This is a genomic window from Frigoribacterium sp. SL97 (genome assembly GCF_026625765.1).
Lineage (GTDB): Bacteria > Actinomycetota > Actinomycetes > Actinomycetales > Microbacteriaceae > Frigoribacterium.
In genome coordinates this window covers 3,645,112-3,669,614 of record NZ_CP113062.1, presented here as the reverse complement: position 1 = coordinate 3,669,614, position 24,503 = coordinate 3,645,112, and the positions used below count along the sequence as shown (strand labels likewise).

The following is a 24,503-nucleotide window of genomic DNA, read 5'->3' as shown; positions in this document are numbered from 1 at the left end:
CCGGAGCACCGTGCACCTGCTGTCCGTCTTCAGCCTGCGCAACCGCGCGCTGATCGCCCTCGTCACCATCGTCGTCGCCGTCTTCGGCGGCATCGCCCTCACCTCGCTCAAGCAAGAGCTCGCGCCCAACGTGCAGTTCCCGCAGATCGCGATCGTCAGCTCGTACCCGGGGGCCACGCCCGAGGTCGTCAACGAGGACGTCTCGACCCCGATCGAACAGGCCGTCCAGATCATCCCCGGGCTCGAGGGCACCTCGGCGACCTCGAGCACCTCGCAGAGCACGGTCTCGGCGGAGTTCACCTACGGCACCGACCTCGACTCGGCCGAGCAGAAGATCCAGTCGGCGATCAACCGGCTCTCGCTGCCCGACTCCGTCGACACCCAGGTGGTCACGGGCAGCCTCGACGACCTGCCCGTCATCCAGATCGCCGTCACCGGCTACGACTCGGCCGACTCGCAGGCCCTCGTCGACCGGCTGACCACCGTCACGGTGCCCGACCTGCAGAAGCTCGACGGCGTCCGCGAGGCCTCGATCTACGGCGACGCCGGCCAACGCGTCACCATCTCGCCCGACCAGACGGCGCTCGCCGCCGCGGGGCTGACCACGGCCGCCTTCCAGGACGCCCTCGACGCCAACGGCACGCTGATCCCCGGCGGTACCCTCACGCAGGACGGCAAGACGCTGTCCATCCAGGCCGGTCAGAGACTCACGAGCGTCGACGAGATCCGCGCCCTGCCGCTCCTCGGCGGCACCTCGGCCACGACGATCGGCGACGTCGCCGACGTGCAGCTGACCGGCGCACCCGTCACCTCGATCAGCCGCGTCGACGGGCAGGACGCCCTCACGGTCGCCATCACCAAGACCCTCGACGCCAACACCGTCGACGTGTCGCAGACCGTGCGCGACGCCATCCCGGGCCTCGCCTCCGACCTGGGTGACGGCGTGGAGCTGTCGGTGGTGTTCGACCAGGCGCCGTTCATCCAGCAGTCGATCGACGCGCTCGCCGAAGAGGGGCTGCTCGGCCTCGTGTTCGCCGTGATCGTCATCCTGGTCTTCCTGCTGTCGATCCGGTCGACCATCGTCACCGCCATCAGCATCCCGACGAGCGTGCTCATCACGTTCATCGGGCTGCAGGCGGCGGACTACACCCTGAACATCCTGACCCTGGGTGCGCTGACGATCGCGATCGGCCGCGTGGTCGACGACTCGATCGTCGTCATCGAGAACATCAAGCGGCACCTCACCGCGGGCGTCGACCGGCTCGAAGCGATCAAGGTCGGCGTCCGCGAGGTGGCGGGTGCCATCACCGCGTCCACGGTCACGACCGTCGTGGTCTTCCTGCCGCTGGCCTTCGTCGGCAACATCACCGGCGAGCTGTTCCGGCCGTTCGCCCTGACGGTCACCATCGCGCTCGTCGCGTCGCTCTTCGTCGCGCTGACGATCGTGCCCGTGCTGGCGTACTGGTTCCTCCGGGCACCGAAGGCCCACAAGCATGCCCCGGGGGGCGAGACCGCCGCCGTCGAGGGGGCGACGGTCGAGTCGTTGACGACCCGCGCCTCCGACCCGTCCGACACCCGGCCGCTCGACCGCCTGCGTCGCGCGTACGTCCCGGTGCTGCGCGGCACCCTGCAGCGTCCGGTCGTGACGATCCTCGTGGCGTTGCTCATCCTCGTGGGCACGGGCGCCGTCATCCCCTTCATGAAGACGAACTTCCTCGGGGCGAGCGGTCAGAACACCTTCAGCGTCACGCAGACCCTGCCGCCCGCGTCGAGCCTGCAGACGCAGTCCGACGCCGCCGACCGGGTCGAGCAGGTGCTCGAGGGCGTCGACGGCATCGAGACGGTGCAGCTGACCATCGGCTCGAGCGGGACGTCGATCGCGAGCTTCCTCGGAGGATCGGGCGACAGCACCGTCACCTACTCGATCACCACCGACGAGAGCGCCGACCAGGACGCCCTGCAGGCCGACGTCCGGTCGCGGCTGGACGACGTCACGGACGCGGGCGAGATCGAGGTCTCGGCGTCGAGCGGGTTCGGCACGAGCAACGACATCACCGTCGACGTCACGGCACCCGACCCCGACAGCCTGCAGACCGCGACGGACGCCGTGCTGAAGAAGGTGCAGGGGCTTCCCGGCACCGCCGAGGCCAGCTCCAACCTGCAGGCGGCCCAGCCGGTCATCGGCGTGCAGGTCGACCGCGTCGCGGCCGCGGCCCTCGGCTACAGCGAGGTCGCCGTGGGGGGCATCGTGTCGCAGGCCATCCAGCCCTTCCGGGTGGGGTCGCTCGAGATCGACGACAGCTCGGTCGACGTCTACACGGTCGACCCGACGCCGCCGGCGACCATCGACGAGCTGAAGGCCCTCGAGCTGCCGAGCCCGACCGGGCCCGTGCGCCTCGACTCCATCGCCACGGTCGAGCAGACGACCGGGCCGACCTCCGTCACGACGACCGACGCGGTGCGTTCGGCGACCGTGACGATCACGCCGTCGAGCGACGACCTCTCGGCCGCCGGCACCGAGGTGTCCGACGCCGTGGCCGCCGTCGACCTGCCCGACGGGACCGACGCGACCATCGGCGGGGCGACGGCCGACCAGGCCAACGCCTTCTCGCAGCTCGGTCTCGCCGTGCTGATCGCGATCCTGATCGTCTACATCGTGATGGTGGCGACGTTCCGCAGCCTGATCCAGCCGTTGCTGCTGCTCGTGTCGATCCCGTTCGCGGCGACCGGGGCGATCCTTTTGCAGCTCGCCTCGGGGGTGCCGCTCGGGGTGGCGTCGCTGATCGGCGTGCTCATGCTCGTCGGCATCGTGGTGACCAACGCCATCGTTCTGATCGACCTCGTGAACCAGTACCGCGAGAAGGGTCTGCGCGTGCGCGAGGCGCTGCTCGAGGGAGCGTCGCGGCGGTTGCGGCCGATCCTCATGACGGCGGCGGCCACGATCTTCGCGCTCACCCCGATGGCGCTCGGCGTGACCGGGCACGGCGGCTTCATCTCGCAGCCGCTCGCCATCGTCGTGATCGGCGGGCTCGTGTCGTCCACCCTGCTGACGCTCGTGGTGCTGCCCGTCATCTACTACCTGTTCGAGCGCATCGGCGAACGCCGGGCCGATCGACGGGCGGCGGAGTCGGGCGAGGGCGCCGAGGCGGCCGAGGGCGCCGAGACGGCTGCTGCCCGGGTGTGACCTCGGCCGGCGGGCTCCGGCCGCCGACCGACCGGAGGAGGCGGGGCTTCCGGTTCGGGGGAGGCTCGGGTATCGTAGGTGGGTCGGCTCAAGACACCGCGCCTGTGGCGCGAGCACATCGGCACCTGGTGGTGCCGATCATGCACAGCTTTGAACAGCACGAGGGTTTGTAAGTCTTGTGGGCCGGATTCCCGTCGAGTCACGACGGGATGAATTCACGATTGTGAACGGTCCTGGTCAATGGCTGCCCGGGTATTTCTTCGCGTCATCTCTGACAAGCCCGGAAAGAACTCCTCCATGTCTCCTTACGACAACTCCCGCCCGCGCACCGACCGCACCGGTGGTGCCCCCAAGGCCGGCTCGAAGAGCCCCAAGCACCGTGGCCACCGCGCCGACGAGGCCGGGGCCCCTGCCCCCAAGAAGCGCTGGGACGCCAGCGAGCGCGCCGACCGCGGACGCCGCGAGTTCGGCACCCGTGACGGCGGCGGCAACCGTGCCCCCGGCGCGGCCCGCTCCGACGACCGCCGCCCCAACTGGGAGCCCCGCGAGAAGCCGGCCGGCGGCAACCGCTTCGGCAACCGCGACTTCGACAGCCGCAACGGCGAGCGTGGCCGCGACGCCGCTCCCCGCTTCGGCCGTGACGGTGGTCGCGAGGCCGCCCGCGGCTACGGCCGCGACGGTGGCCGCGACGCCGCCCGGGGCTCCGACCGTGGACCCCGCTCGTGGGACCGCTCGGACCGCCCGGCACGCGACGACCGCGCCCCCCGCGACGACCGCGGCGCCCGCAGCTACGACCGCAGCGACCGCCCGGCCCGCGACGATCGTGCCCCTCGTTCGTTCGACCGCAGCGATCGCCCGGCTCGCGACGACCGTGCCCCTCGTTCGTACGACCGGAACGACCGCCCGGCGCGCGACGACCGCGCCCCTCGTTCGTTCGACCGCAGCGACCGCCCGGCGCGCGACGACCGCGCCCAGCGTTCGTACGGTGACCGTCCCGAGCGCGGGGGCCGCGCCTCCGGTGGTGTCGACCGTGACGCCCGCCCCGCCCGCAGCTTCGACCGCAGCGACCGCCCGGCGCGCGACGACCGCGCGCCCCGCAGCTTCGACCGCAGCGACCGCCCGGCACGCGTCGGCGACCGCTCGAGCGACTTCTACCCCAAGCGCGACGCGGCGACCCACTACTCGCCCGAGGACGACGTCAAGCTCGAGAAGCTCAAGGCCGAGGTCGTCACCGCGGCCGACGTCGAGGGCGTGAGCTTCGGCGACCTGGGCCTCGGCGACAACATCGAGCGTCAGCTGGCCTCGATGGGTGCCGCGGCTCCCTTCGCGATCCAGGCCGCGACGATCCCCGACGTGCTCGCCGGTCGTGACGTGCTCGGCCGTGGCCGCACGGGCTCGGGCAAGACGATCGCCTTCGGCGCGCCGCTGGTCGAGAAGCTGATGGAGAACAACGGCGCGAAGAACCGCAAGATGGGCCGCAAGCCCCGCGCGCTGATCCTCGCCCCGACCCGTGAGCTCGCCATGCAGATCGACCGCACCGTGCAGCCCATCGCCCGCTCGGTCGGCCTGTTCACCACGCAGGTCTACGGCGGCGTGCCCCAGCAGCGCCAGGTCGGTGCGCTCAACCGCGGCGTCGACATCGTGATCGGCACCCCCGGCCGCATCGAGGACCTCATCGACCAGGGTCGTCTCGACCTGAGCGAGGTCGTCGTGACCGTGCTCGACGAGGCCGACCACATGTGCGACCTCGGGTTCCTCGAGCCGGTGCAGCGCATCATCCGCGAGACCGCGACGGTCCGCCCCGACGGCGCCCGCGCCCAGAAGCTGCTCTTCAGTGCGACGCTCGACAAGGGCGTGGCGAAGCTTGTCGACGAGTTCCTGGTCGACCCGGCCGTCCACGAGGTCGCCGGCGAGGACCAGGCCAGCGCCACGATCGACCACCGCGTGCTCCTGATCGAGCAGCGCGACAAGACCGCGGTCATCGAGCAGCTCGCCTCGGGCGGCGGCAAGACCCTGGTCTTCGCCCGCACCCGCGCCTTCGCCGAGCAGCTCGCCGACCAGCTCGAGGACGCCGGCATCCGCTCGACGAGCCTGCACGGCGACCTGAACCAGGCCCGCCGCACGCGCAACCTGCAGCTGCTCACGAGCGGCAAGGTCAACGTGCTCGTCGCGACCGACGTCGCCGCCCGCGGCATCCACGTCGACGACATCGAGCTCGTCGTCCAGGCCGACATGCCCGACGAGTACAAGACCTACATGCACCGCTCGGGCCGCACCGGCCGCGCGGGCAAGGAGGGCACCGTCGTCACGCTCATCACGCGTCAGCGCCGCCGTCGCATGGAAGAGCTGCTCGACCGCGCCGAGATCGACGCCGAGATGATCGAGGCCCGCTCCGGCGACCGCCTGATCGACGAGCTCGCGGGAGTGCGGGCGTAGCGAGCCCTCCTCGGGGGCTCACACCGCGCCTCCTGCTCTCGGACCCCGTTCCGGACGACGGACCCCGCATCGCGTGGGTGCATCGTCCGGAACGGGGTTCTTCGTCGTGCGGGCGCCGTGCGAGGCAGACGAGCCGAGGAGGCGCGCCGCCGGCCCGCGGCGGACGTCCCGTGGACGGGGGCGCGGCGGGCAGGCCGCACGCCCCCTAGTCTCTCGATGTGCCCCCGATCCGCGACCGCCCCGGCCTGCTGCGCGTGCGCCTGGAGAACCGGAGGCGCTGGCACGTCGTCGACCCGTCGCTCGACGCGGCGGCGGCCGAGGCGGCGGTGGCCGAGCTGCGGCGGCGGAACGCGGGGACGTACGTCGGGCCGGTGCGGAGGGTGGTGCGGTACGCGCCGCTGCTCGCGTTCGTGCTGGTGGTCGTGGCGGGTGGCGCGGGCATCGACGACGTGGTCGATGCGTTGCAGCTGACCGAGGCGCTTGCGGAGGGGACCGTCAACCTCGTCGGCGGGATCGTCCTGTTCGGCGCCGCTGGTCTCGCCGCGAGGGGGGTGTGGGCGGTGACGACTCCCGACCTGCCGGTACCGGTCACGGCGCCCGGCATCGTCGAGGTGGACGACGACGTACTCGGGTGGGTCACCGACGAGACGCTCGCCTCGGACGTGTGGCGACTGAACGAGGCCGTGTCGTTGTACACGGAACTCGTCGAGGCCTCGTGGACGGTCGAGGAACTCCTCCACGGGTACGTCGACGTGGACGGCGACGGAGCACTGGAATTCGTGGGCGACCCGGGACCTCAGCTCGAGTTCCCACTCGACCGCCGCACGGACGCCCGGCCGCTCGTCGCCCTCAGCTCGGCGATCGGCGACGCCGCCGAGGCGCTCCGGGTCGTCGCGGGACCGCTGGGGTTCGACCCCGACCCCGTGCTCATGAGGGACGACGCGGCATGACGGCCTTCGTGAGCGTCGCCCGCGCAGGCGACGAGACCCATTACCTCGTCACCGATCCGTCCGTCCCTCTCGACGTCGCCTTGGAGGTCGTGCGTCGCCGGGCCTTCGTCTCGAACGGTTCGGCGGGCAGGCGCGTGGCCTCTTGGGCAGGCGTGGCGCTCGGGGTGGCCGTCGCCTGGTGGCTCGCCTGGGACGTGGCGGGCTGGCGGGAACCACCGTCCTTCGTCGTGCCCGCGGCCGCCGGAGCATCCGCGGGCGCGGCGACGTCGGCGGGTCTCCGTGCCCTCGCCCGCTGGATCGGCGGGCTCGGGACGCGCGGACGGGTGCGTGCCGGGCATCGCTCACGAGCAGAGACGCCCGGCGTCCTCGAGTACGTGCCCGTCGAGGTGCGGCAGTGGGCGGAAGCCGGGCACGCCCCCGTGGCGGACGTCGTGGACCTCGCCAGAGCCTGCGTGGCCACGCGATCCGCGCTCACGTCGATCGAGTTGTGGCGCGAGGCGACGTCCGACGGCAGCTGGCCACACGCGGACGCCGTCGTCGGTCCGGTGCTCGCCGCCGAGTACGAGGCGCGCCGGGCCGAGCTCGACAAACTGGCCGCGCGGCTCGGATTCACGGTGCCGACCGACTTCCCGTCGTCCCTCGAGGACTGAACCCGCGCCTCCTGCGTTGGTGAGACCCCGGAAAGTCGTCGAGACACCCGCGCGCGCAAGAGGGTCTCGGCGGATTGCTGGCATTCGGTGGGGCGGCCGGCAGCCGGGCGGCTAGCGGCGGTCGAGCAGGCCGCGCACGTAGGAGGCCTGGCCGAGGTGCTGCACGCAGTCGTTGAGGATGCTGACGAGACGGGCGCCGGCCGTGACCGGAGGGTCCCAGGCCTCGTCGACCACGTCGTCGTACGAGGCGCCGTCGAGGTCGTCGAGGTAGCCGCGCGTCCGCAGCGTCACGGCCTCGAGGTAGCCGATCAACAGCTCGGCGTCGACCCGCACCGCGGCCACGTCGGCCGGGGACATGCCGTAGCCCATCTCGGCGGGCGAGAACGGCAGCGCGAACGACTCGGCCCAGCCGTCGGCCGTCCAGACCTGCTCCGACGCGGCGAGGTCGGCGATCTGGACGTCCTGCCCCCGCGCGGTGTGCCAGACGAGCCAGGCGATCGTGTTCGCCTCGTCGTCGGGGCGCCAGGCGAGGTCGTCGACCGAGAGGTCGGCGACCGCCCGCACGGCGATGGCGGGGAGGCGCGAGAAGGCTTCGACGAGGACGTCCGAGGGGGTCATCGACCCACCCTACGACCGGCCGCGTGCGCCCGTGCAGGTCGCGCGGACCATCCCGACGCCACATCGGTGGTTCGACCCGGCGGTGGCGGTGGCGGCGGCGGTGGCGGCGGGGGTCGCTCAGCCGACGGCGTCGTCGCCGGCCGCCGCGCGCGTCAACGAGTCGCCGATCGCGCGCATCGCCGCCGCGAGGAAGTCGAGGTGGTTCGGGTCGACCGCGTCGCGGAACGCCCGGCGGTAGAAGTCGTGGATCTGGTCGATCGCCTCGCGCCCGGCCGGGGCCAGTTCGAGCAGCACGCTCCGCCGGTCGGAGGGGTGCGGCTGGCGCGAGATGTACCTGCCGCTCTCGAGCCGGTCGACCAGGCTGGTCGTCGCCCCGGTCGACAGCTCGAGGAACTCGGCGGCGCGCTTCGGGGTCGTGTCGTGGTCGGTGGCGATGAAGGTCAGGCAGCGGAGGTCGGTGGTGCCCATGCCGAAGTGGTCGGCGACGACCTTCTGCACGCGCTCGCCCTGTCGCTGCAGCGACGCGTACGCCGAGAGCACGAGGGTCACGTCGAACTGGCCCTCGTCGTCGAGGGGCGGAAGGGAGCCGGCGGGCGGCTGAGGGGAGACGTCGGACATGGTGGGCTCTCTGCTGGCGGGACGGCGACGCGAGGACGGAGCGAAGACGAGGAGGCGCGGCGACGGACGCCACGGAGGCCACGATACCTCGCCGAGTGAGTTGTTCGAGCTTCGAATCACCCGCCTCCGTGCAGCGAATGCCCAGCGCTCGGTCGTTGCCTTCCCCTTGTCGGGCGAGTATCTTCAAGTCCAAGCAACTCGACGGCGGTATCGTCGCTCGAGCAGCTCGACCCGCCGCCGATGGTTCTCCCCTGTGATCGGCGGCGGCCCGCACGGCCCGTGGCCCTGCGCGGATCGGGTGGTGGTCGACCGTGAATCGACCGCCACCTCCCAGGGGCGGAGGCGGCCCGACCGCCCCCGCCCCGGGGCGCCGCCCCTACCTCGCGATCGGGTTCGCCAGCGTCCCGGCGAAGATCAGCGACGACGACTGCGCCGCGAGGTCGACCATCTGGCGCGTGTCGCGCAGCTGCAGCCGGTTGAGGCAGGAGTGGTCGAAGCGCGCCGCCCGCAGGTCGACCGACCCCGGCAGGTCGGGGTGCTCGTCGGCGTGCCGTTCGACGCACTCGGCCACGAGCGCCCAGAACCGGGCCGCGGGCAGCACGCCGTCGCCGTCGAGGATGGCGGCCAGGTGTCGGAACACCCCGTCGAACACGTCCGTGAACACCGCCAACGCCTTCTCGCGGTCGTCGACCGGGTGCACGGTCCGCCGCACCGCCTCGGGGACCTCGCGCGGGGCGACGACGACGATCTCCTCGCCGATGTCCTTCATGAACGCGGCCGTCGGCACGCACCCCTCGAGCACGAGGATGACGTTCTCGCCGTGCGGCATGAACGCCAGGTCGTGCGCCCGCAGGCAGTGCACCACCGGTCGGAGGTAGGCGTGCAGGTACGACCGCAGCCAGTCCTCGGCCGAGAGCCCCGAGGCCTTCACGAGGGCCGAGGCGAGTGCGTCGCCGGCGCCGTCGCGGTGCAGCAGCGCCGCCATCGTGGCGAGCCGCTCACCCGGGCCGACCAGCGGCACCGGGCTCTCGCGCCAGAGCGCGGCGATCATCTTCCGGTGCGGCGACGACGTCGTCGTCAGGTGGTAGGCGTCACCGGTGTAGCCGACGGAGGCGCGCTCCCTCAGGACCCGGAACCGCGCCTCCTGCAGGGTCGCGTCGGTGTGCACGAGGTCGTGCACCCAGTCGTTGATCGCGGGCGTCGGCCTCATGTAGGCCGGCGAGAGACCGCGGACGAAGCCCATGTTCTGGATCGCCAGCGCCGTCTTGACGTAGTGCCGGTCGGGCCGGCTGCGGTTCGCGAAGGTGCGGATCGACTGCTGCGCCTGGTACGTGTCGTCGCCCTCGCCGAGCAGCACGAGATCACGCCGGGCGACGTCGGGGGCGAACGAGATCGAGACGCGGTGCTGCCACTGCCACGGGTGCACCGGCAGGTAGTGGAACCCCGCCGGGTCGAGGCCCTTCGCGGCGAGGGTCGCGTCGAACCGGGCGACGGTCGAGGGGCCCAGCTCGGCCTGCCACAGCGTCCTCTCGTCGAGTCCTGCCCCGAGTGCGAGGTGCGTCACCGACCGACGCGCCGCCAACCAGACCAGCCGGACGGGAGCCGCGGCCTCGGGGGCGAACGCGTGGAACTCGTCGAGTCCGAGGCCGATGCGCCCGGCGTTCGCGACGAAGCCCGGGTGCCCCTCGGTCATCGCCGCCTCGACCGTCTGGAAGTCCGCGGTGGTCAACCGCTCGGCGGTCGGGCCGCCCCGGTGACGTTTGTAGGCGGCGCTCGCCAGGGTCGACGAGACCTCCTCGAGGTAGGTGGCGAGCAGCGACTCGGGGATGCCGAGCAGGTCGTCCAGCTCGACGACCAACGCGAGGGCGTCGAGGGGCTCGGGGCGGTCGTCGATCGTGCGGGTGACCGTCGTGTCGTCGATCGCCCAGTGCTCGAGGGTCAGCCGGCGGGCCGTGAACCGGTAGTCGATCCGGTGGCCGTCGTGGTCGAGGGCGACCCGCCAGGCGCCGTCCGTCGCAGCGGCGTCGGCGTCGTCGTCGTCGACTGCGGGGGCGGTCGCGGCGTCGTCGTCGGCCACCGGGGCGATCAGCCGCTCGTGGGCGAACTCGCTCAACGCCTTGGTCACCAGGTGCCGATGAGCCCAGTCCACGGGGCCGGGCGCGAGGTGCGCCGCCGCCCGGTCGTGTCGCGTCAGGACCGAGAGTCGCGCCGTCTTGTCGGGCAGCTCGACGTCGCCGAGTGCCCGGAACCCCACCTCGTCGTTCTTCGCCGCGATGCGGTCGTTGGTCACGTCGGGCTCGACGACGATGCGCCTCGCCCGCTCGATCTCGAAGACGAAGTCGACGACGCTCGCCATGACGGCGCTGGTCAGGCCGTGCACCCGCTGCCCGCGCGGGGGAGCGACGAGCAGGTGCATGCCCACGTCTCCGGGCTCGGCGTCGTGCACCTCGGTCAGCAGCACCTCGGCCGGGTCGTAGGTCTCGACGAAGAACGTCGGCTCGCCGTCGACCCGCCCGAGCCAGGCCTGCTGGTGCGGGTCGGCGTCGATCGCGGCCAGGTAGGCGCGCACCTCGTCGGTGCTCAGGCCCGCCATCTGCCAGGCGGCCGATGCCGGGTGCGCCAACCACCGGCGGAGGCAGACGGCGTAGGGGTCCGCGGCGAACGGCTCGATCGTGACGAGCCCGCAGGAGGCGCGGCGCGAGAACGCCACGCCCGTCGCCCCCTCGTCGGTGCGGGACGGCGCTGCGGGTGCCGCGGGCGCTGCGGGCGAGGCTGCTGGCGCGAGTTCGGGCGCGAGCGCCTCGGTGTCGTGGGTGGTGCTCATCGGGTGACCCGCGCCTCCTCGGTCGGTGTCGGTGTCGCTGTCGGTGTCGCGGTCGATGTCGGCCCGTCGGGCCGGCCGAAGGTCTGGAAGGCGATGCGGCGCTCGATCGGGTAGATCTCGCGGCCGGTGATCGAGGCGATGATGCTCGAGTTGCGCCAGGCGCCGAAGCCGAGGTCGGGGGCGGTGAGGCCGTGGGTGTGCTCCTCGGCGTTCTGGACGAACAGCCGTCCCCGGCCCCCGTCGATCGAGTAGTCCCGGGCCACGGCGAGGCGGCCGAGGTCGTCCCGGTCGACGCGATCGCCGAGGGCGTCGAGGAACGACGGCAGTCGTGCGGCGTAGCCCGTCGCGACGACGAGCGCGTCCGTGCGGCGGGTGGTCGTCGTGCCGAGCTGCGCGTGCCGGACCGTGATCTCGAGCTGCTCGTCGGCGTCGACCCACCGGGCGTCGACCAGCTCGGTCTCGGTCAGCAGGGTCGAGTCGACCGGCCCGTCGACGCTCAGCCGGTAGAGCGTGTCGTACACGTCGTCGACGAGGTCGCCGCTGATGCCCTTGTAGAGGCTGCGCTGTTCGCGGCCGAGGCGGTCGCGGGTCTCGCGCGGCAGCGAGTGGAAGTGGTCGGTGTACTCGGGGCTCGTGAGCTCGAGCGTGAGCTTCGTGTACTCCATCGGGAAGAACCGCGGCGAACGGGTGACCCAGTCGAGCCGGTGCCCCGGTCGGTCGCCGACGCGGGTCGTGTCGAGCAGGTCGCGGTAGATCTCGGCGGCCGACTGCCCGCTGCCGACGATCGTCACCGAGTCGGCGGCGCGCAGGCGGTCGCGGGCCGTCAGGTAGTCGGCGCTGTGCACGACCCGGCCGTGGGTGTCGCCCCGGCCGTGGGCGTCGCCCCGGTCGGCGAGGCGCTGCAGCGGCTCGGGGAGGCGCGGCTCGGTGCCCACCCCCAGCACGACGTGTCGGGCGTGCCAGGTCTCGACGGCCTGGTCGGCAGCACGTCGCGAGGTCACGACGTACGTCCCGTCGGGCTGCTCGTCGACGCTCGTGACGCGTCGACCCCACCGCAGGGTGTCGAGCTGGTCGGCGACCCAGCGGCAGTAGGCGTCGTACTCCGCGCGGAGCGGGGAGAACTCCTCGCGGATGTAGAACGGGTAGAGCCGCCCGGTCGCCTTCAGCCAGTTCAGGAACCCGAAGCGCGAGGTCGGGTCGGCCATCGTCACGAGGTCGGCCAGGAACGGCACCTGGATCGTGGCGCCCTCGATCATCATGCCGGGGTGCCAGGCGAAGCCGTCGTTCTCGTCGAGGAACACCGCGTCGACGTCGTCGAGCGGGTCGGTCAGGGCGGCCAGTCCGAGGTTGAACGGGCCGAGGCCGATGCCGACCAGGTCGTGGAGGCGCGGGGCGTCGCGCGGGGTGGCGGCTGCGGCTGCCGTGGTGGCGGCGGTCATCGGGCGACCTCCGTCCCGGCGGCGACGAGGGCGGGGGCGTCGCTCTCGAGCAGGGCCCACGAGGAGGCGCGGACCAGCTCGAGCACGCCCCTCACGTCGTCGAGACCCGCGTCCGGGTTGAGCAGCGTGAGCTTGAGGCAGGGACGCCCGTCGACCACGGTCTTCGCGACGATCGCCCTGCCGGACTCGAAGAGCACGCGTCGGACGAGGGGGACGAGCCGGTCGGCGGTGGCGTCGTCGACGCCGGACGGCTGCCAGCGGAACAGCGCCGTGCTGAGCTGGGTCTCGGCGAGCAGCACGAACTCGTCGTCGCCCCGCAGCAGGTCGTGGGCCCCGGCCGCCAGGTCGATCAGCCGGTCGACCAGCTCGCCGACGCCGTCGGCGCCGAGGGCGCGGAGCGTCGCCCAGAGCTTGAGCGCGTCGAACCGTCGGGTGGTCTGGAGCGACTTCGAGACCTGGTTCGGTTCGGGGTCGGTGAGCGGGTTGAGGTAGTCGGCGTGCCAGGCGACCGGGTCGAGGTCGTGCCCGTCGCGCACGATGAGGGCACTCGACGACACCGGCTGGAAGAACGTCTTGTGGAAGTCGACCGTGACCGACCGGGCGTGCTCGATGCCGTCGAGCAGGTGCCGACGCGTCGGCGACACGAGCAGGCCGCCGCCGTACGCCGCGTCGACGTGCAGCCACACGCCCGTGCGGTCGCAGACCTCGGCGACGGCGGCGAGCGGGTCGAGGCAGCCGCGGTCGGTCGTGCCGGCGGTCGCGACGACGGCGACCGGCAGGTGTCCGGCCTGCACGAGGGCGTCCAGGGTGACCGCGAGGGCCTCGGGTCGCATCCGACCGGCGTCGTCGGTGGGGACGGTCACGACGGCGTCCTCGCCGAGGCCGAGCAGCCGAGCCGACTTCTGCACGCTGAAGTGGCTCTCGGCGGTGGCGACCACGACCATGCGGCCGAGCAGGTCGTGCAGTGCCGTGGCGCGCGGCACGGGTCGGTGGCCGGGGGCGGCTGTGCCCCGCAGCCGCGCCTCCTCGTCCCTCGCGTCGGCGCGGGCGCGCGCCGTGGCGTGCTCGCGGGCGAGCAGCAGGGCGTGCAGGTTCGACTGCGTGCCGCCCGAGGTGAAGACGCCGTCGCGGGTGGCGGGGTCGAAGCCGATGCGCTCGGCGGTCCAGTCGACGAGGCGACGCTCGATCAGGGTGCCGACGGCCGACTGGTCGTAGGTGTCCACCGAGGGGTTGACGGCGGCGAGCACGGCCTCGGCGGCGACCGCCGGGAGGGCGACCGGGCAGTTGAGGTGCGACTGGTAGGCGGGGTCGTGGAACCAGACGGCGTTCGCCGTGAAGAGTTCGTCGACCTCGCGCAGGGCGTCGTCGAGGCCGGTGCCCGGGGCGTCCAGGTCGACGGCGTCGACGAGGTGTTGCAGGTGCGCACGGCTCTCGCCCGAGAAGGGTTGGCGCGTCGTGCGGAAGCGGTCGGCGATCCGGGCGACGGCGGCGCCGGTGAGGCGCTCGTACTCGTCGGCGGTCGCGGTGGTCAGCAGTGCGGACGCGTGGCGTTCGGACACGGGTCTCCTTCGGATCGTGGAGCGGTGGGGCAGGGCGCGGTGTCGCGCGTCGTGCGGGTGGTGCGGGTGGTGCGGGTGGTGCGGGTGGTGCGGGTGGTGCGGGTGGTGCGGGTCGTGCGGGTGGCTCGACGTCGGTGTGCCCGTCGGAGGCGTGGTCGTCGACGTCGGATGCGACCCGCGGTTCGTTAGGTTAGCCTTACCTTATGTCGACCCGCCGTCCGCCCGTCAAGCCCGCCGACCCCCGAGTGCACCGCCTCGAGGTGCTGCGTTCCGAGCGCGTCTCGCCGAGCTTCCAGCGCGTCACCGTCGTCGGCGACGACCTGCACGAGTTCGGCGGCATGGGCTTCGACCAGTGGTTCCGGCTGTTCTTGCCGGTGCCCGGCAGCGACTCGTTGAGGCTGCCGCGGGCGACCACGTCGCTCTGGTACGCGCAGTACCTGGCGATCCCCGAGGCCGAGCGGCCGCACTGCGCGAACTACACGGTGCGCGAGTTCCGGCCGGCGGGTTCGGCCGGGACGGAAGCGGGTGCCGGTGTGGGTGCGGGTGCGGGGGCGGCCGGCGCGGGTGCCGGTGCGGCCGGTGCGGGCGGGGCCTCGCGCGCCGAGCTCGACATCGACTTCGTGCTGCACCGCGGCGGGTCCGGCGAACTCGAAGGAGGCGCGGCGATCTGGGCCTGCGCCGCCCGCCCCGGCGACGCCCTCGGCCTGCTCGACCAGGGCGTGCTCTTCAACGCCCCCGACGACGCGACCGAGATCCACCTGGTCGCCGACGAGACCGGGTTGCCGGGGACGGAGGGCATCGTGCGGTCGCTGCACCGCGCCTCCGTGGGGTCGGTGATCCAGGAGGTGCCGACCCGGGCCGACGTGCGTCCGCTCGACGCGCCCGACGGCGTCGAGGTGACGTGGGTGGTGCGGGACGAGCTCGACGCCCGGGCGCTCGGCGCCCTGGGGTCCGGCAGCCGGCCGCTCGGCGGCGACGACGACGTAGACGGTCGGGGTGCCGGGGGTGCCGAGGGTGCCGGGGGTGTCGCGCCCGGGGAGGGGGCGCTCGCCGCGCTGCTGGCCCGGTCGGCGGCCGACCCGCGGGCCTACGCCTACGTCGTGGGCGAGTCCGCGCTGGCGACCGGCGGACGGCGGCACCTGCACGCGGCAGGGCTGCCGAAGAACCGCATCACGTTCTCGGGGTACTGGAAGCGCTGAGTCCGGGACCCGTCGGCGAGGTCGCACCACCGTTGCGTCGGGGAACCACCTTCTGCGTGGTTCGACGACGCGACGGTGGTGCGACGTGGTCTCGGACGAGGGCGCTCGAGGGCGAACCGGTCACCAGTCGCGGTCACCAGGCCGCGGGCAGCGGGTCGCCGGCCGCGGGCGGGTGCTCGACGAGGGCGACGGCGTCGTCGCGGTCGACGTGGCCGGGGAAGTTGTACCGCGCGAACCGGCCGGTGGGGTCGTGGATCGAGGTCGGCATGGCGACGGAGGTGCGGCGCAGCGCCTCCGCCAACACGGCGGTCGAGGTCGGGTCGAGGGTCGCGTCCTTCCGGTCGCGCAGGATGAAGTCGACCCGCGCCTCCTTGGCGGTCAGGCGGAGCACGAGCACGCGGCCGCCGTTGCCGAGCGGGGCCGTCGTCAGGACGGCACGGTCGACCCTGGCCAGGGGGACGGGGCGGCGGGTGCCGGCGCGCAGCTGCCCGGAGTCGAGGTCGATCCAGGGCTGCGGGGCCCGGGCGTTCCGGATCACCGTGATCAGCGCGAAGATCCCGACCGTCACCCCGACGGCCACCAACAGGGCGAGATCCCACCGGAAGCTGATCTCGGCGATGCGGAAGACGAACTGGACTGCCTGGATCACCGCGAAGAAGGCGAACGCGGTCGTCGCCCCGACCCACGTCGACCACCAGCGGCGCTCGCCGACGCGCACCCAGCCGTGCGGGAGCTCGGCGGGTGCCGGTTCGGCGGGTGCCGGGTCGTCGGGAGGCGCGGGCGCGTCGTCGGGATCGCTCACCTCGCCGACGCTAGCGCGTCCCGGGGGCGCGAGTCGCACCCTCCACTGAACGTCGCACCGCGAACATCGGCGGTGCGACGTTCAGCGGACGGTGCGAATCCCCGCGCGGCGCGGCGCGGGAGAGCCGAGGAGGCGCGGGTCAGCCCCGCAGGACGCGCACCTCCCAGGGCGCGAGCGTCAGCCCGCCCCCGCCGGGCACGTTGCCGATCACGACCTGCGGCACGGACCGGCGCCGCAGTGCCGGGTGGAGCGCCGGGTCGAGCTCGTACGCCTCGCCCGACCAGTTCGCCAGCACGAGCAGCTGCTCGTCGCCGAGCGTGCGGGTGAACGCGTAGAGCCGCTCGTCGTCCGGAGCGAGCAGCTCGAACGACCCGAGCGCCACCACGGGCGACTCGTGTCGCAGTGCGATCAACCGCCGGTAGTGCTCGAACACCGAGCGGTCACCCGCCGCACGGTCGGCGTCGACGTTCACGGTGTCGTGGTTCGCGACCACCTCGATCCACGGGGTGCCGGTGCTGAAGCCCGCCGCCGCGCCTCCCGACCACGGCACGGGGGTGCGCGCGTTGTCGCGGCTGCGGAAGCGCAACGCCTCGAGCAGGCCCTCGGGGTCGGCCCCCGCCGCGACCGACTCGTCGAACCAGTTGATCGACTCGATGTCGCGGTACTGCTCTACCGCGGTGAACCCGGCGTTCGTCATGCCGATCTCGTCGCCCTGGTAGACGTACGGCGTGCCCCGGTGCAGGTGCAGCACGGTGGCGAGCAGCGTCGCCGACTCGAACCGGTGGCGGCCGTCGTCGCCGAAGCGCGAGACCGACCGCGGCTGGTCGTGGTTGCCGAGATAGAGGCTGTTCCAGCCCTGGTCGGCGAGGCCCTCCTGCCACCGCGACAGCGAGCGCTTGAGCGCCACGAGGTCGAACGGCAGGTTGTCGAACTTCGAGGCCGGTCCGTGGTCGAGGCCGACGTGCTCGAACTGGAACACCATGTCGAGCTCGTGCCGGTCGGCGGCCGTGAACAGCCGGGCGTCGTCGACCGTCACCCCCGGCATCTCGCCCACCGTGATCAGCTCGCGGTCGGTGCGGTGGGCGAAGACCTCGCGGTGCATCTCGCGCAGGTGGTCGTGGATCTGCCCGCCCATGACGAAGTGCGAGGCTCCGGGCGCGAGCGACGAGGGCTCCTTCGCGATGTGGTTGATCACGTCCATGCGGAACCCGTCGACGCCCCGGTCGAGCCAGCGGTTCATCATGTCGAAGACGGCCCGGCGCAGGTCGGGGTTCTCCCAGTTGAGGTCGGGCTGCTTCGACGCGAACATGTGGAGGTAGTACTGGCCGGTGGGCTCGTCGAGGGTCCAGGCCGGGCCGCTGAAGGCGCTGCGCCAGGCGGTCGGGTGGGTGCCGGCCCCGGGCGTGCCCGCGGCGTCGGTCCCCTCGCCCGACGGCAGCGGGTCGCGCCAGAGGTACCAGTCGCGCTTCGGGGAGTCGCGCGACGACCGGGCCTCGACGAACCACGGGTGTTCGTCGCTCGTGTGGTTGACGACGAGGTCCATGACCAGCTTCATGCCGAGCGCGTGCACCTCGTCCATCAGGGCGTCGAACTCGGCGAGCGTACCGAACAGCGGGTCGACGTCGTCGTAGTCGCTGATGTCGTACCCGTTGTCGGCCTGGGGCGAGCGGTAGATCGGCGACAGCCAGATCACGTCGACCCCGAGGTCGTGCAGGTGACCGAGCCGCTGCCGGATGCCGCCGAGGTCGCCGACCCCGTCGCCGTTCGAGTCGGCGAAGCTGCGCGGGTAGATCTGGTAGACCGTCGCGGTCGTCCACCAGGCGGGCGGGGTGGTGACGGGCGGGGCGCCGTGCGCCACGCCTCCGGCGGTCGTGGGGGTGGTGTCGTTCGTCGTCGAGTCGCTCACGCGCCCAGCCTGTCACGGCCGGCCTCGGCCGCGCCGCGGCACCGAGACCCCAGTGGTCGCAGGGGCTCAGGAGGCGCGGGGACGGAGGCGGGGAGGCGCGGGTGCGGGGTCAGTGCGCGGCGCGACCGAGCTCGCGTTCGAGCAGCTCGAGGTCGATCTTGACGTGCTCGCGGGCGATGGCCGCGGCGTCCGCCGCACGCCCGTCGCAGATCGCGGCGACGAGCGCCTCGTGGTCGGCGAGGGCGCGCAGCTCCATCTCGCGCATGCCGTCCGGCCCGCCCCAGAGGTGCGCCGGCGCCGAGATGCTCACCCGGGCCTCGAGGTCGAACAGCACCCCGCGCAGCGTGGCGTTGCCGGCGGCCTCGGCGATCGCGACGTGCAGCGCCTCGTCGGCCTTCTGCGACGCGAGGCCCGACGCCGCGCCGCGGTAGCCCTCGAGCCGGTCGTGCAGCCGGTCGACGTCGTCCGGGGTGCGGTTCTCGGCCGCGGCCTCGGCGACGACGCCGTGCAGTCGGCTGATCGCCTCGCTCGTGTCGCGCAGGTCGGACCAGCGCGCGGCGAGCGTGCGGCGCACGACGTCGGTGCCCGAACCCGGTGCCGGCGCCTGGACGAACGAGCCCCCGCCGCGCCCGCGTTGCGTCACGATCAACCCCTGCTCGACGAGTCGGGCCAGGGCGGCGCGCACGGTCATGCGGCCGACCCGCAGCGAGGCGGCGAGGTCGCGCTCGGCGGGGAGGCGCGAGCCGGGCAGGTACTCGCCGATGGTGATGGCCGTGACGAGGCGGTCGGTGAGGTCGTCGACCCGGGTCGTGGGGGCGAGAGGGGCCCCGAGGGCGCCACCGAGGCCGCCGTCGACCGCGACGTCCGAGCGCGCGGCGCCCGCGCCTCCTCGGCTGTCGTCCTGGCCCATCGCGTCCCCGTCCCGGCTCGCCGACCCGTCGTGCGTGCAGCCGTCGAGGTCTCGTCGTGTTACGAGCAGATTAAGGCATCGCGAAAGGTCTTGTCGCGAGACCTTAGCCGGGTGCATGCTCACCCGCATGTCCACGATCACCAACGGCACCGCCGCCTTCCACGACGCCGAGACCTGGTACCGGGTCACCACGCCCGACGAGCCGCGCGAGGGTGCGCTGCCCCTCGTCGTGGTGCACGGCGGCCCGGGGATGGCCCACGACTACCTTCGCAACCTCGAGGCCCTCGCCGACGAGACCGGCCGCACCGTCGTGCACTACGACCAGCTCGGCTGCGGCCGCAGCACCCACCTGCCCGACGCGCCCGTCGACTTCTGGCAGCCCAGCCTCTTCGTCTCCGAGTTCGCGAACCTCGTGGCGCACCTCGGCCTCGAGCGGTACCACCTGCTCGGCCAGTCGTGGGGCGGCATGCTCGGGGCCGAGATCGCCGTGACGACGCCGGACGGGTTGGCGAGCCTGGCCATCTGCAACTCGCCCGCGTCCATGCAGCTCTGGGTCGAGGGCGCCGCCGAGCTGCGCGACCAGCTGCCGACCGACACCCAGGAGGCGCTGGCACGCCACGAGGCGGACGGCACGACCACCGACCCCGAGTACCTCGCCGCCACCCAGGCGTTCTACGAGCGGCACGTCTGCCGCGTGGTGCCCATGCCGCAGGACTTCGTCGACAGCGAGGAGCAGATGGAGGCCGAGCCGACGGTCTACCACACGATGAACGGGCCGAACGAGTTCCACGTCATCGGCACGCTGCGCGACTGGACCGTCGTGGACCGCCTGCCGGCGATCACGACGCCGACCCTCGTCGTCGCGGGCGAGTTCGACGAGGCGACGCCCGCCACCTGGCAGCCCTTCGTCGACGGCATCGCCGACGTCCGGTCGCACGTGTTCGCCGGTGCCAGCCACTGCTCACACCTCGAACAGCCCGAGGAGTTCCGGGCCGTCGTCGCGCCGTTCCTGGCGGCGCACGACGAGCTGCGCGACGCCGGGCGCGCCTCCTGACCAGCGCGGACCGCGCCTCCTGAACCGACGCGGCCCGCGCCTCCCGCACCGACCCGCACCGATCCGCACCGATCCGCGTCCCACCCGCACCCCCGACCCGCACCCGCATCCGCATCCGCACCGACCCGATCCCCACCCGAGCGAGAGAGCACACCATGTCCCTGCCCACGAAGGCCGCCTCCGGCGGTGAGCTGAGCAACCAGCAGCAGCTCGAGCAGTACGGCTACAAGCAAGAACTCAAGCGGTCGGTCTCGACCGTCGACCTGCTCATCTACGGCTTGATCTTCATGGTGCCGATCGCGCCCTGGGCGATCTTCGGCACCGTCTACAACGCCTCCTCGGGCATGGTGCCGCTGGTCTACCTGGTGGGCCTCGTCGCGATGATCTTCACCGCGCTCGCCTACGCGCAGATGGCCAAGTCGATCCCGCTCGCCGGGTCGGTCTTCTCGTACGTCGGGCGGGGCATCCACCCCGTGGCCGGGTTCTTCGCCGGCTGGGCCATCCTGCTCGACTACCTGCTCGTGCCGACGCTGCTCTACGTCTTCGCCGCCGAGTCGATGATCGGCATCTTCCCGGGCACCGCACGCTGGATGTGGGCGCTGATCTTCGTCGCCGTCAACACCGCCGTGAACCTGCTCGGCATCAGCTCGATCAAGCTGATGAACCGGGTGTTCCTCGCCATCGAGGTCGTCTTCATCGTGATCTTCGTCATCATCGCGGTGACCGCGCTCAACGGCGGCACGATCCCCGGTGCCGAGTTCACGACCGACCCGATCTGGGACTCCAGCAAGGTCACCGCCCCCCTGATCGCCTCGGCGCTGTCGATCGCCGTGCTGAGCTTCCTCGGCTTCGACGGCATCTCGACCCTCGCCGAGGAGAGCACCGGCAAGCGCGGCGGGGCCGGCAAGGCCATGATCATCGCGCTGTTCATCGTGGCGTTCTGCTTCATCCTGCAGACCTGGCTGGCCAGCGCGCTGGCCGGCGGCCGCGACTCGTTCCCCGAGGGCGAGGCCGGGAACGCCTTCTTCGACCTCGTGCGCGAGGCGTCGAACAGCGGGTGGGCGACGGCGTTCTTCGTCGTCAACGTGCTGGCCGTCGGCATCGCGAACGCCATGGCCGCCCAGGCCGCGACGTCGCGTCTGCTGTTCTCGATGAGCCGCGACGGGCAGCTGCCGGCGTTCCTGTCGAAGATCAACACGCGTCAGGTGCCGCAGGCCGCGATCCTCGTCGTGTCGGCGCTCTCGGCCGTGCTCGTGCTGTTCTTCGTCGGCCAGATCGACGTCATCTCGTCGCTGGTCAACTTCGGGGCGCTGTTCGGCTTCATGCTGCTGCACGTGTCCGTCGTGGTGCACTACGTCGTGAAGAAGAAGTCGCGCAACTGGTTGCTGCACCTCGTCGTGCCCGTGGTCGGGTTCCTGATCATCGGCTACGTGCTGGTGAACGCGGCACCCGAGGCCAAGATCGGCGGGCTCGTCTGGCTGGTGCTCGGTGCGGGCGTGTTCCTCTACTACCGCAGCCGAGGAGGCGCGGCGCCGTCCCTCGGGCAGGGTGCGGACGAGCCGGCGGTCACGTCGGTGCCCGCGGCCGACTCGGAACGGCGCGACGCATGACCGCCGAGGACGCCGCCCGCGACGGGATCGACCACTTCCTCGGCAAGGAGCACGGTCGCCCCGGTTTCACGGCCACGGTGCCGCCGGCCCTGCGCATCGAGCCGGGCACCGGCGAACGCATCGGGTTCGAGACGAGCGACGCGGTCTACGCCGAGCTGCACCGACACCACGACCTCGCGAAGCTGTCCGTGCCGATCAACCCGGTCACCGGGCCGGTCTACGTCGAGGGCGCGAAGCCGGGCGACGCGCTCGCCGTCACGGTGCACGAGATCCGACTCATCGAGCACGGCTGGTCGGTCAGCCTGCCCGGCTCCGGGGCCCTGCAGCACGTCATGGGCGACGAGATGTTCACCCGCCGCGTGCCGATCGACTCCGACGGGGTGCACGTCACCGACCGGCACGTGTTCGAGGCCCGGCCGATGATCGGCTGCATGGGCACGGCGCCCGCCGAGGGCGAGAACTCGACGATCATGCCCGCGTACGCCCAGGGCGGGAACATGGACGTCACCGAGAACACGGTCGGGTCGACGGTCTACCTCCCGGTCATGGTCGAGGGGGCGTACCTGTCGATCGGCGACGTGCACGCGATCATGGCCGAGGGCGAGTCGTCGTTCGTGGCCATCGAGGCCGAGGGCACGGCGGTCGTCTCCATCGACCTGGTGCCCGGTCTCGGCCTGCGGGCGCCGCGCATCGAGACCGCCGACGACTGGATCTTCGTCGGCCTCGGCGACCCGGTGCAGGAGAGCATCCGCCGCGGGTACGAGGACGCCTTCTCGTTCCTCGTGGACGACCACGGCTGGTCGCGCGGAGACGCCTACGCCGTGCTCAGCGCCGTGGGGCACTCGAGGCTCGGGGGCCCGACCGGCTCGGTCGCCCCCGACCCGCTGCACCCGTTCGACGCCGTCGGCGCGGTCACGCTGCACCGCGTGCCGAAGCACGTGCTGTAGCGCCCGCCGCGCGTGCGCCGCGCGTGTGCCGCGCGTGCGCCGCGCGTGCGCCGCGTGTGCGCCGCACCCCCGACCGGACGTCGCACCGCCGAATTCGGCGGTGCGACGTCCGGTCCACGGTGCGACAGGTGCAGGAGGCGCGGATTCAGCCGAAGAGGCGCGTCGCGATCGAGCCGATCAGGTCGTCCGTCGGCACGTTCGTCTGGTCGACGGTGACGACGACGTCGTCGCGCAGCCAGTAGGTCTGCGCGCGGTCCACCGGGTACAGCGGGTCGGGCGTCACGAGCTGGCAGCTGCGCCCCTCGTGGACCGAGGTGCAGGTGTAGCCCTGCGAGGCGAGACCGTCGAGGGCCGCGGCGCCGGCGGCGGGCTCGAGGTGGCCCATCGCGACCGAGATGCCCGAGACGTCGGCCCGCGGATCGCGCCAGAGGCAGGACAGCTCGGTCGCCGCCCCGACGACGTCACGAGCGCCGGCCCCGGCGGGCGGGGTGGTCGGCGTGACCACGCCCGAGCTGGTGCCCGAGCCGCCGAACTCGACCGGGTTGAGCGGGATGTCGCCGAAGGTCGAGGCGTAGGTGGCCTGGTCGACGATGTCGGTGCAGTCGACCGGGAGGGCGACCGGGCCGGCGGTCTCGGTGGGCGCGGGCGTGGGGGCGGGCGTGGCGGTGGCCGTGCCGGTGGCCGAGGACGGCGACGCGGAGTTCGTCTCGGACGGGCTCGGCGTCGCGTCGCCGGCGCCGCCCGTGCAGCCTGCGGTCAGCACCAGGATCAGGCAGGCCGTGGCCCCCGTGCCGATGGCGGTGCGCATCGTGGTCGTGCTCCTCATGGTCGTGCCCTCCTGGCCTCCGGTCGTCCTCCGGTGGTCGCTCTCGACGCTACAGACCGGTCCGGCCCGAGCACTCGTCCCAGAGGATGAGGTCGGGCCGGCCAGGATCACGATCGCGTCACGAGGCGTCAGTCGTCGAGGTGCGCCAGGGCGTAGTCGGCCTCCTCGGCGGTGAACTGTTCGCCGTACTCGCTGACGAGCTGGTTGCGCAGCACGTCGCCCGTCATGCCGTCCGCCGCGTAGGCCTTGGCCTTGCGGACGGCGTTGGCCTGCCAGTCGGCGTCGACCGTGTCGACCGCGTACTGCGCCGCGGCCTCGGAGGCGCCGCCGGCCACGAGCTTCGCGTAGGTCTCGAGCTTGCTGCTGCCGAGGCCGTTCGCGATGGTCTCGGCGTCCGCCAGGGCGTCCGAGTGGTCGGCCGGCACGTCGGCGGCCGCCGACGACGGCGTGGCCGACGGGGTGGGCGCAGGCGTCGACGAGGTGCGGACGGGGGCGGGCTCGGAGGTGGCGGTCACGGCCGGGTCGTCCTGCTGCACGCTGTCGATCGCCGCGCCGAGGCCGACGGCGACGACGATGGACACGATGGTGGCGACGGCTCCCAGGCCGAGGCCGATCCACGCCATGACCTTCGACTGGTGCCGCAGCAGCGCGATGATGCCGAGCACCACGGCGGCGAGTCCGACGATCGTGCCCACCACGGGCACGAGGCCGAGCAGGAACGCGACGATGCCCACGACGAGGGCGGCGATCGCGAGCCCGATCGGGCGGCCCGGTCGGGTCGGCGGGGTCGACGTCCCCGTCGCGGGGTAGGAGGTGGTCGGCTGGTCGGCGGAGGGGCGTCGCTCGTCGGAGCCGCCCCCCAGCGGGCTCTCGGTCGTCATGCTCCCAGCCTGCCAGGTGGCGGACAGACGGGTTCACCCTCGAACGGGGCGCGTCGGCGGGCCGGGGGACGCCAGGCTCATCGTCCGGGG

General features: G+C 72.7%; 18 protein-coding genes. 8 read left to right on the top strand and 10 right to left on the bottom strand.

Annotation, left to right across the window (positions count from 1 at the left end; translation table 11 throughout):
* The first annotated feature begins 10 nt into the window (after positions 1–10).
* The 4 genes from OVA02_RS17890 to OVA02_RS17875 all read left to right on the top strand — a co-directional run bounded on the left by OVA02_RS17890 (position 11) and on the right by OVA02_RS17875 (position 7,220).
* Positions 11–3,184 (top strand): efflux RND transporter permease subunit, encoded by a 3,174-nt coding sequence (locus OVA02_RS17890; RefSeq protein WP_267658957.1) that lies wholly within the window; start codon positions 11–13, stop codon positions 3,182–3,184.
* Between the two features lie 297 nt (positions 3,185–3,481).
* Entirely contained in the window at positions 3,482–5,620 is a 2,139-nt protein-coding gene (locus tag OVA02_RS17885) for a DEAD/DEAH box helicase (protein WP_267658956.1), read from the top strand.
* Between the two features lie 218 nt (positions 5,621–5,838).
* The gene (locus tag OVA02_RS17880; protein WP_267658955.1) at positions 5,839–6,570 is read left to right on the top strand and encodes a hypothetical protein; all 732 of its coding nucleotides are present in this window, start codon (positions 5,839–5,841) and stop codon (positions 6,568–6,570) included.
* Positions 6,567–7,220: a hypothetical protein gene (locus tag OVA02_RS17875; protein ID WP_267658954.1), complete on the top strand. Its 654-nt coding sequence runs from the start codon at positions 6,567–6,569 to the stop codon at positions 7,218–7,220. The genes OVA02_RS17880 and OVA02_RS17875 overlap by 4 nt, the downstream gene beginning before the upstream one ends.
* Before the next feature lie 111 nt (positions 7,221–7,331).
* Here OVA02_RS17875 and OVA02_RS17870 read toward each other — a convergent pair whose 3' ends face one another.
* The 5 genes from OVA02_RS17870 to OVA02_RS17850 form a co-directional block, all read right to left on the bottom strand.
* Complete coding sequence (locus OVA02_RS17870) at positions 7,332–7,838, bottom strand: mycothiol transferase (RefSeq protein WP_159825830.1); 507 nt, start codon at positions 7,836–7,838, stop codon at positions 7,332–7,334.
* A 117-nt stretch (positions 7,839–7,955) separates the two neighbouring features.
* On the bottom strand, positions 7,956–8,456 hold the full coding sequence (locus tag OVA02_RS17865) for a MarR family winged helix-turn-helix transcriptional regulator (RefSeq protein WP_267658953.1): 501 nt from the start codon (positions 8,454–8,456) through the stop codon (positions 7,956–7,958).
* A 376-nt stretch (positions 8,457–8,832) separates the two neighbouring features.
* Complete coding sequence (locus OVA02_RS17860; protein WP_267658952.1) at positions 8,833–11,280, bottom strand: GNAT family N-acetyltransferase; 2,448 nt, start codon at positions 11,278–11,280, stop codon at positions 8,833–8,835.
* Positions 11,277–12,719: a lysine N(6)-hydroxylase/L-ornithine N(5)-oxygenase family protein gene (locus OVA02_RS17855; RefSeq protein ID WP_267658951.1), complete on the bottom strand. Its 1,443-nt coding sequence runs from the start codon at positions 12,717–12,719 to the stop codon at positions 11,277–11,279. The genes OVA02_RS17860 and OVA02_RS17855 overlap by 4 nt, the downstream gene beginning before the upstream one ends.
* Positions 12,716–14,278, bottom strand: coding sequence for a pyridoxal phosphate-dependent decarboxylase family protein (locus OVA02_RS17850; protein ID WP_267658950.1), 1,563 nt, complete (start codon positions 14,276–14,278; stop codon positions 12,716–12,718). The genes OVA02_RS17855 and OVA02_RS17850 overlap by 4 nt, the downstream gene beginning before the upstream one ends.
* Before the next feature lie 203 nt (positions 14,279–14,481).
* Between OVA02_RS17850 and OVA02_RS17845 the strand changes: the two genes are divergently transcribed.
* Positions 14,482–15,477: a siderophore-interacting protein gene (locus OVA02_RS17845; RefSeq protein ID WP_267658949.1), complete on the top strand. Its 996-nt coding sequence runs from the start codon at positions 14,482–14,484 to the stop codon at positions 15,475–15,477.
* A 133-nt stretch (positions 15,478–15,610) separates the two neighbouring features.
* Here OVA02_RS17845 and OVA02_RS17840 read toward each other — a convergent pair whose 3' ends face one another.
* The 3 genes from OVA02_RS17840 to OVA02_RS17830 all read right to left on the bottom strand — a co-directional run bounded on the left by OVA02_RS17840 (position 15,611) and on the right by OVA02_RS17830 (position 19,095).
* Entirely contained in the window at positions 15,611–16,279 is a 669-nt protein-coding gene (locus OVA02_RS17840) for a hypothetical protein (protein WP_200413086.1), read from the bottom strand.
* Between the two features lie 139 nt (positions 16,280–16,418).
* Positions 16,419–18,137: a glycoside hydrolase family 13 protein gene (locus OVA02_RS17835; protein WP_267659724.1), complete on the bottom strand. Its 1,719-nt coding sequence runs from the start codon at positions 18,135–18,137 to the stop codon at positions 16,419–16,421.
* Positions 18,138–18,294: 157 nt separating this feature from the next.
* Positions 18,295–19,095 carry a FadR/GntR family transcriptional regulator gene (locus OVA02_RS17830; RefSeq protein ID WP_267658948.1) on the bottom strand — a complete coding sequence of 267 codons (801 nt, stop codon included), beginning with the start codon at positions 19,093–19,095 and terminating at the stop codon, positions 18,295–18,297.
* 127 nt (positions 19,096–19,222) lie between these two features.
* On the opposite strand from OVA02_RS17830, the gene OVA02_RS17825 reads away from it, so the two are divergent.
* From OVA02_RS17825 to OVA02_RS17815, 3 genes are all read left to right on the top strand, one after another.
* Positions 19,223–20,149 carry a proline iminopeptidase-family hydrolase gene (locus OVA02_RS17825; protein WP_267658947.1) on the top strand — a complete coding sequence of 309 codons (927 nt, stop codon included), beginning with the start codon at positions 19,223–19,225 and terminating at the stop codon, positions 20,147–20,149.
* Positions 20,150–20,304: 155 nt separating this feature from the next.
* Complete coding sequence (locus tag OVA02_RS17820; RefSeq protein WP_056049559.1) at positions 20,305–21,759, top strand: APC family permease; 1,455 nt, start codon at positions 20,305–20,307, stop codon at positions 21,757–21,759.
* Positions 21,756–22,706, top strand: a complete 951-nt coding sequence (locus OVA02_RS17815; RefSeq protein ID WP_123572045.1) for an acetamidase/formamidase family protein — start codon at positions 21,756–21,758, stop codon at positions 22,704–22,706. The genes OVA02_RS17820 and OVA02_RS17815 overlap by 4 nt, the downstream gene beginning before the upstream one ends.
* Before the next feature lie 145 nt (positions 22,707–22,851).
* Here OVA02_RS17815 and OVA02_RS17810 read toward each other — a convergent pair whose 3' ends face one another.
* Together OVA02_RS17810 and OVA02_RS17805 are read right to left on the bottom strand one after the other, a co-directional pair.
* Positions 22,852–23,532, bottom strand: coding sequence for a hypothetical protein (locus tag OVA02_RS17810; RefSeq protein ID WP_267658946.1), 681 nt, complete (start codon positions 23,530–23,532; stop codon positions 22,852–22,854).
* A 128-nt stretch (positions 23,533–23,660) separates the two neighbouring features.
* Positions 23,661–24,413: an Ltp family lipoprotein gene (locus OVA02_RS17805; protein WP_056049421.1), complete on the bottom strand. Its 753-nt coding sequence runs from the start codon at positions 24,411–24,413 to the stop codon at positions 23,661–23,663.
* Positions 24,414–24,503 lie beyond the last annotated feature (90 nt).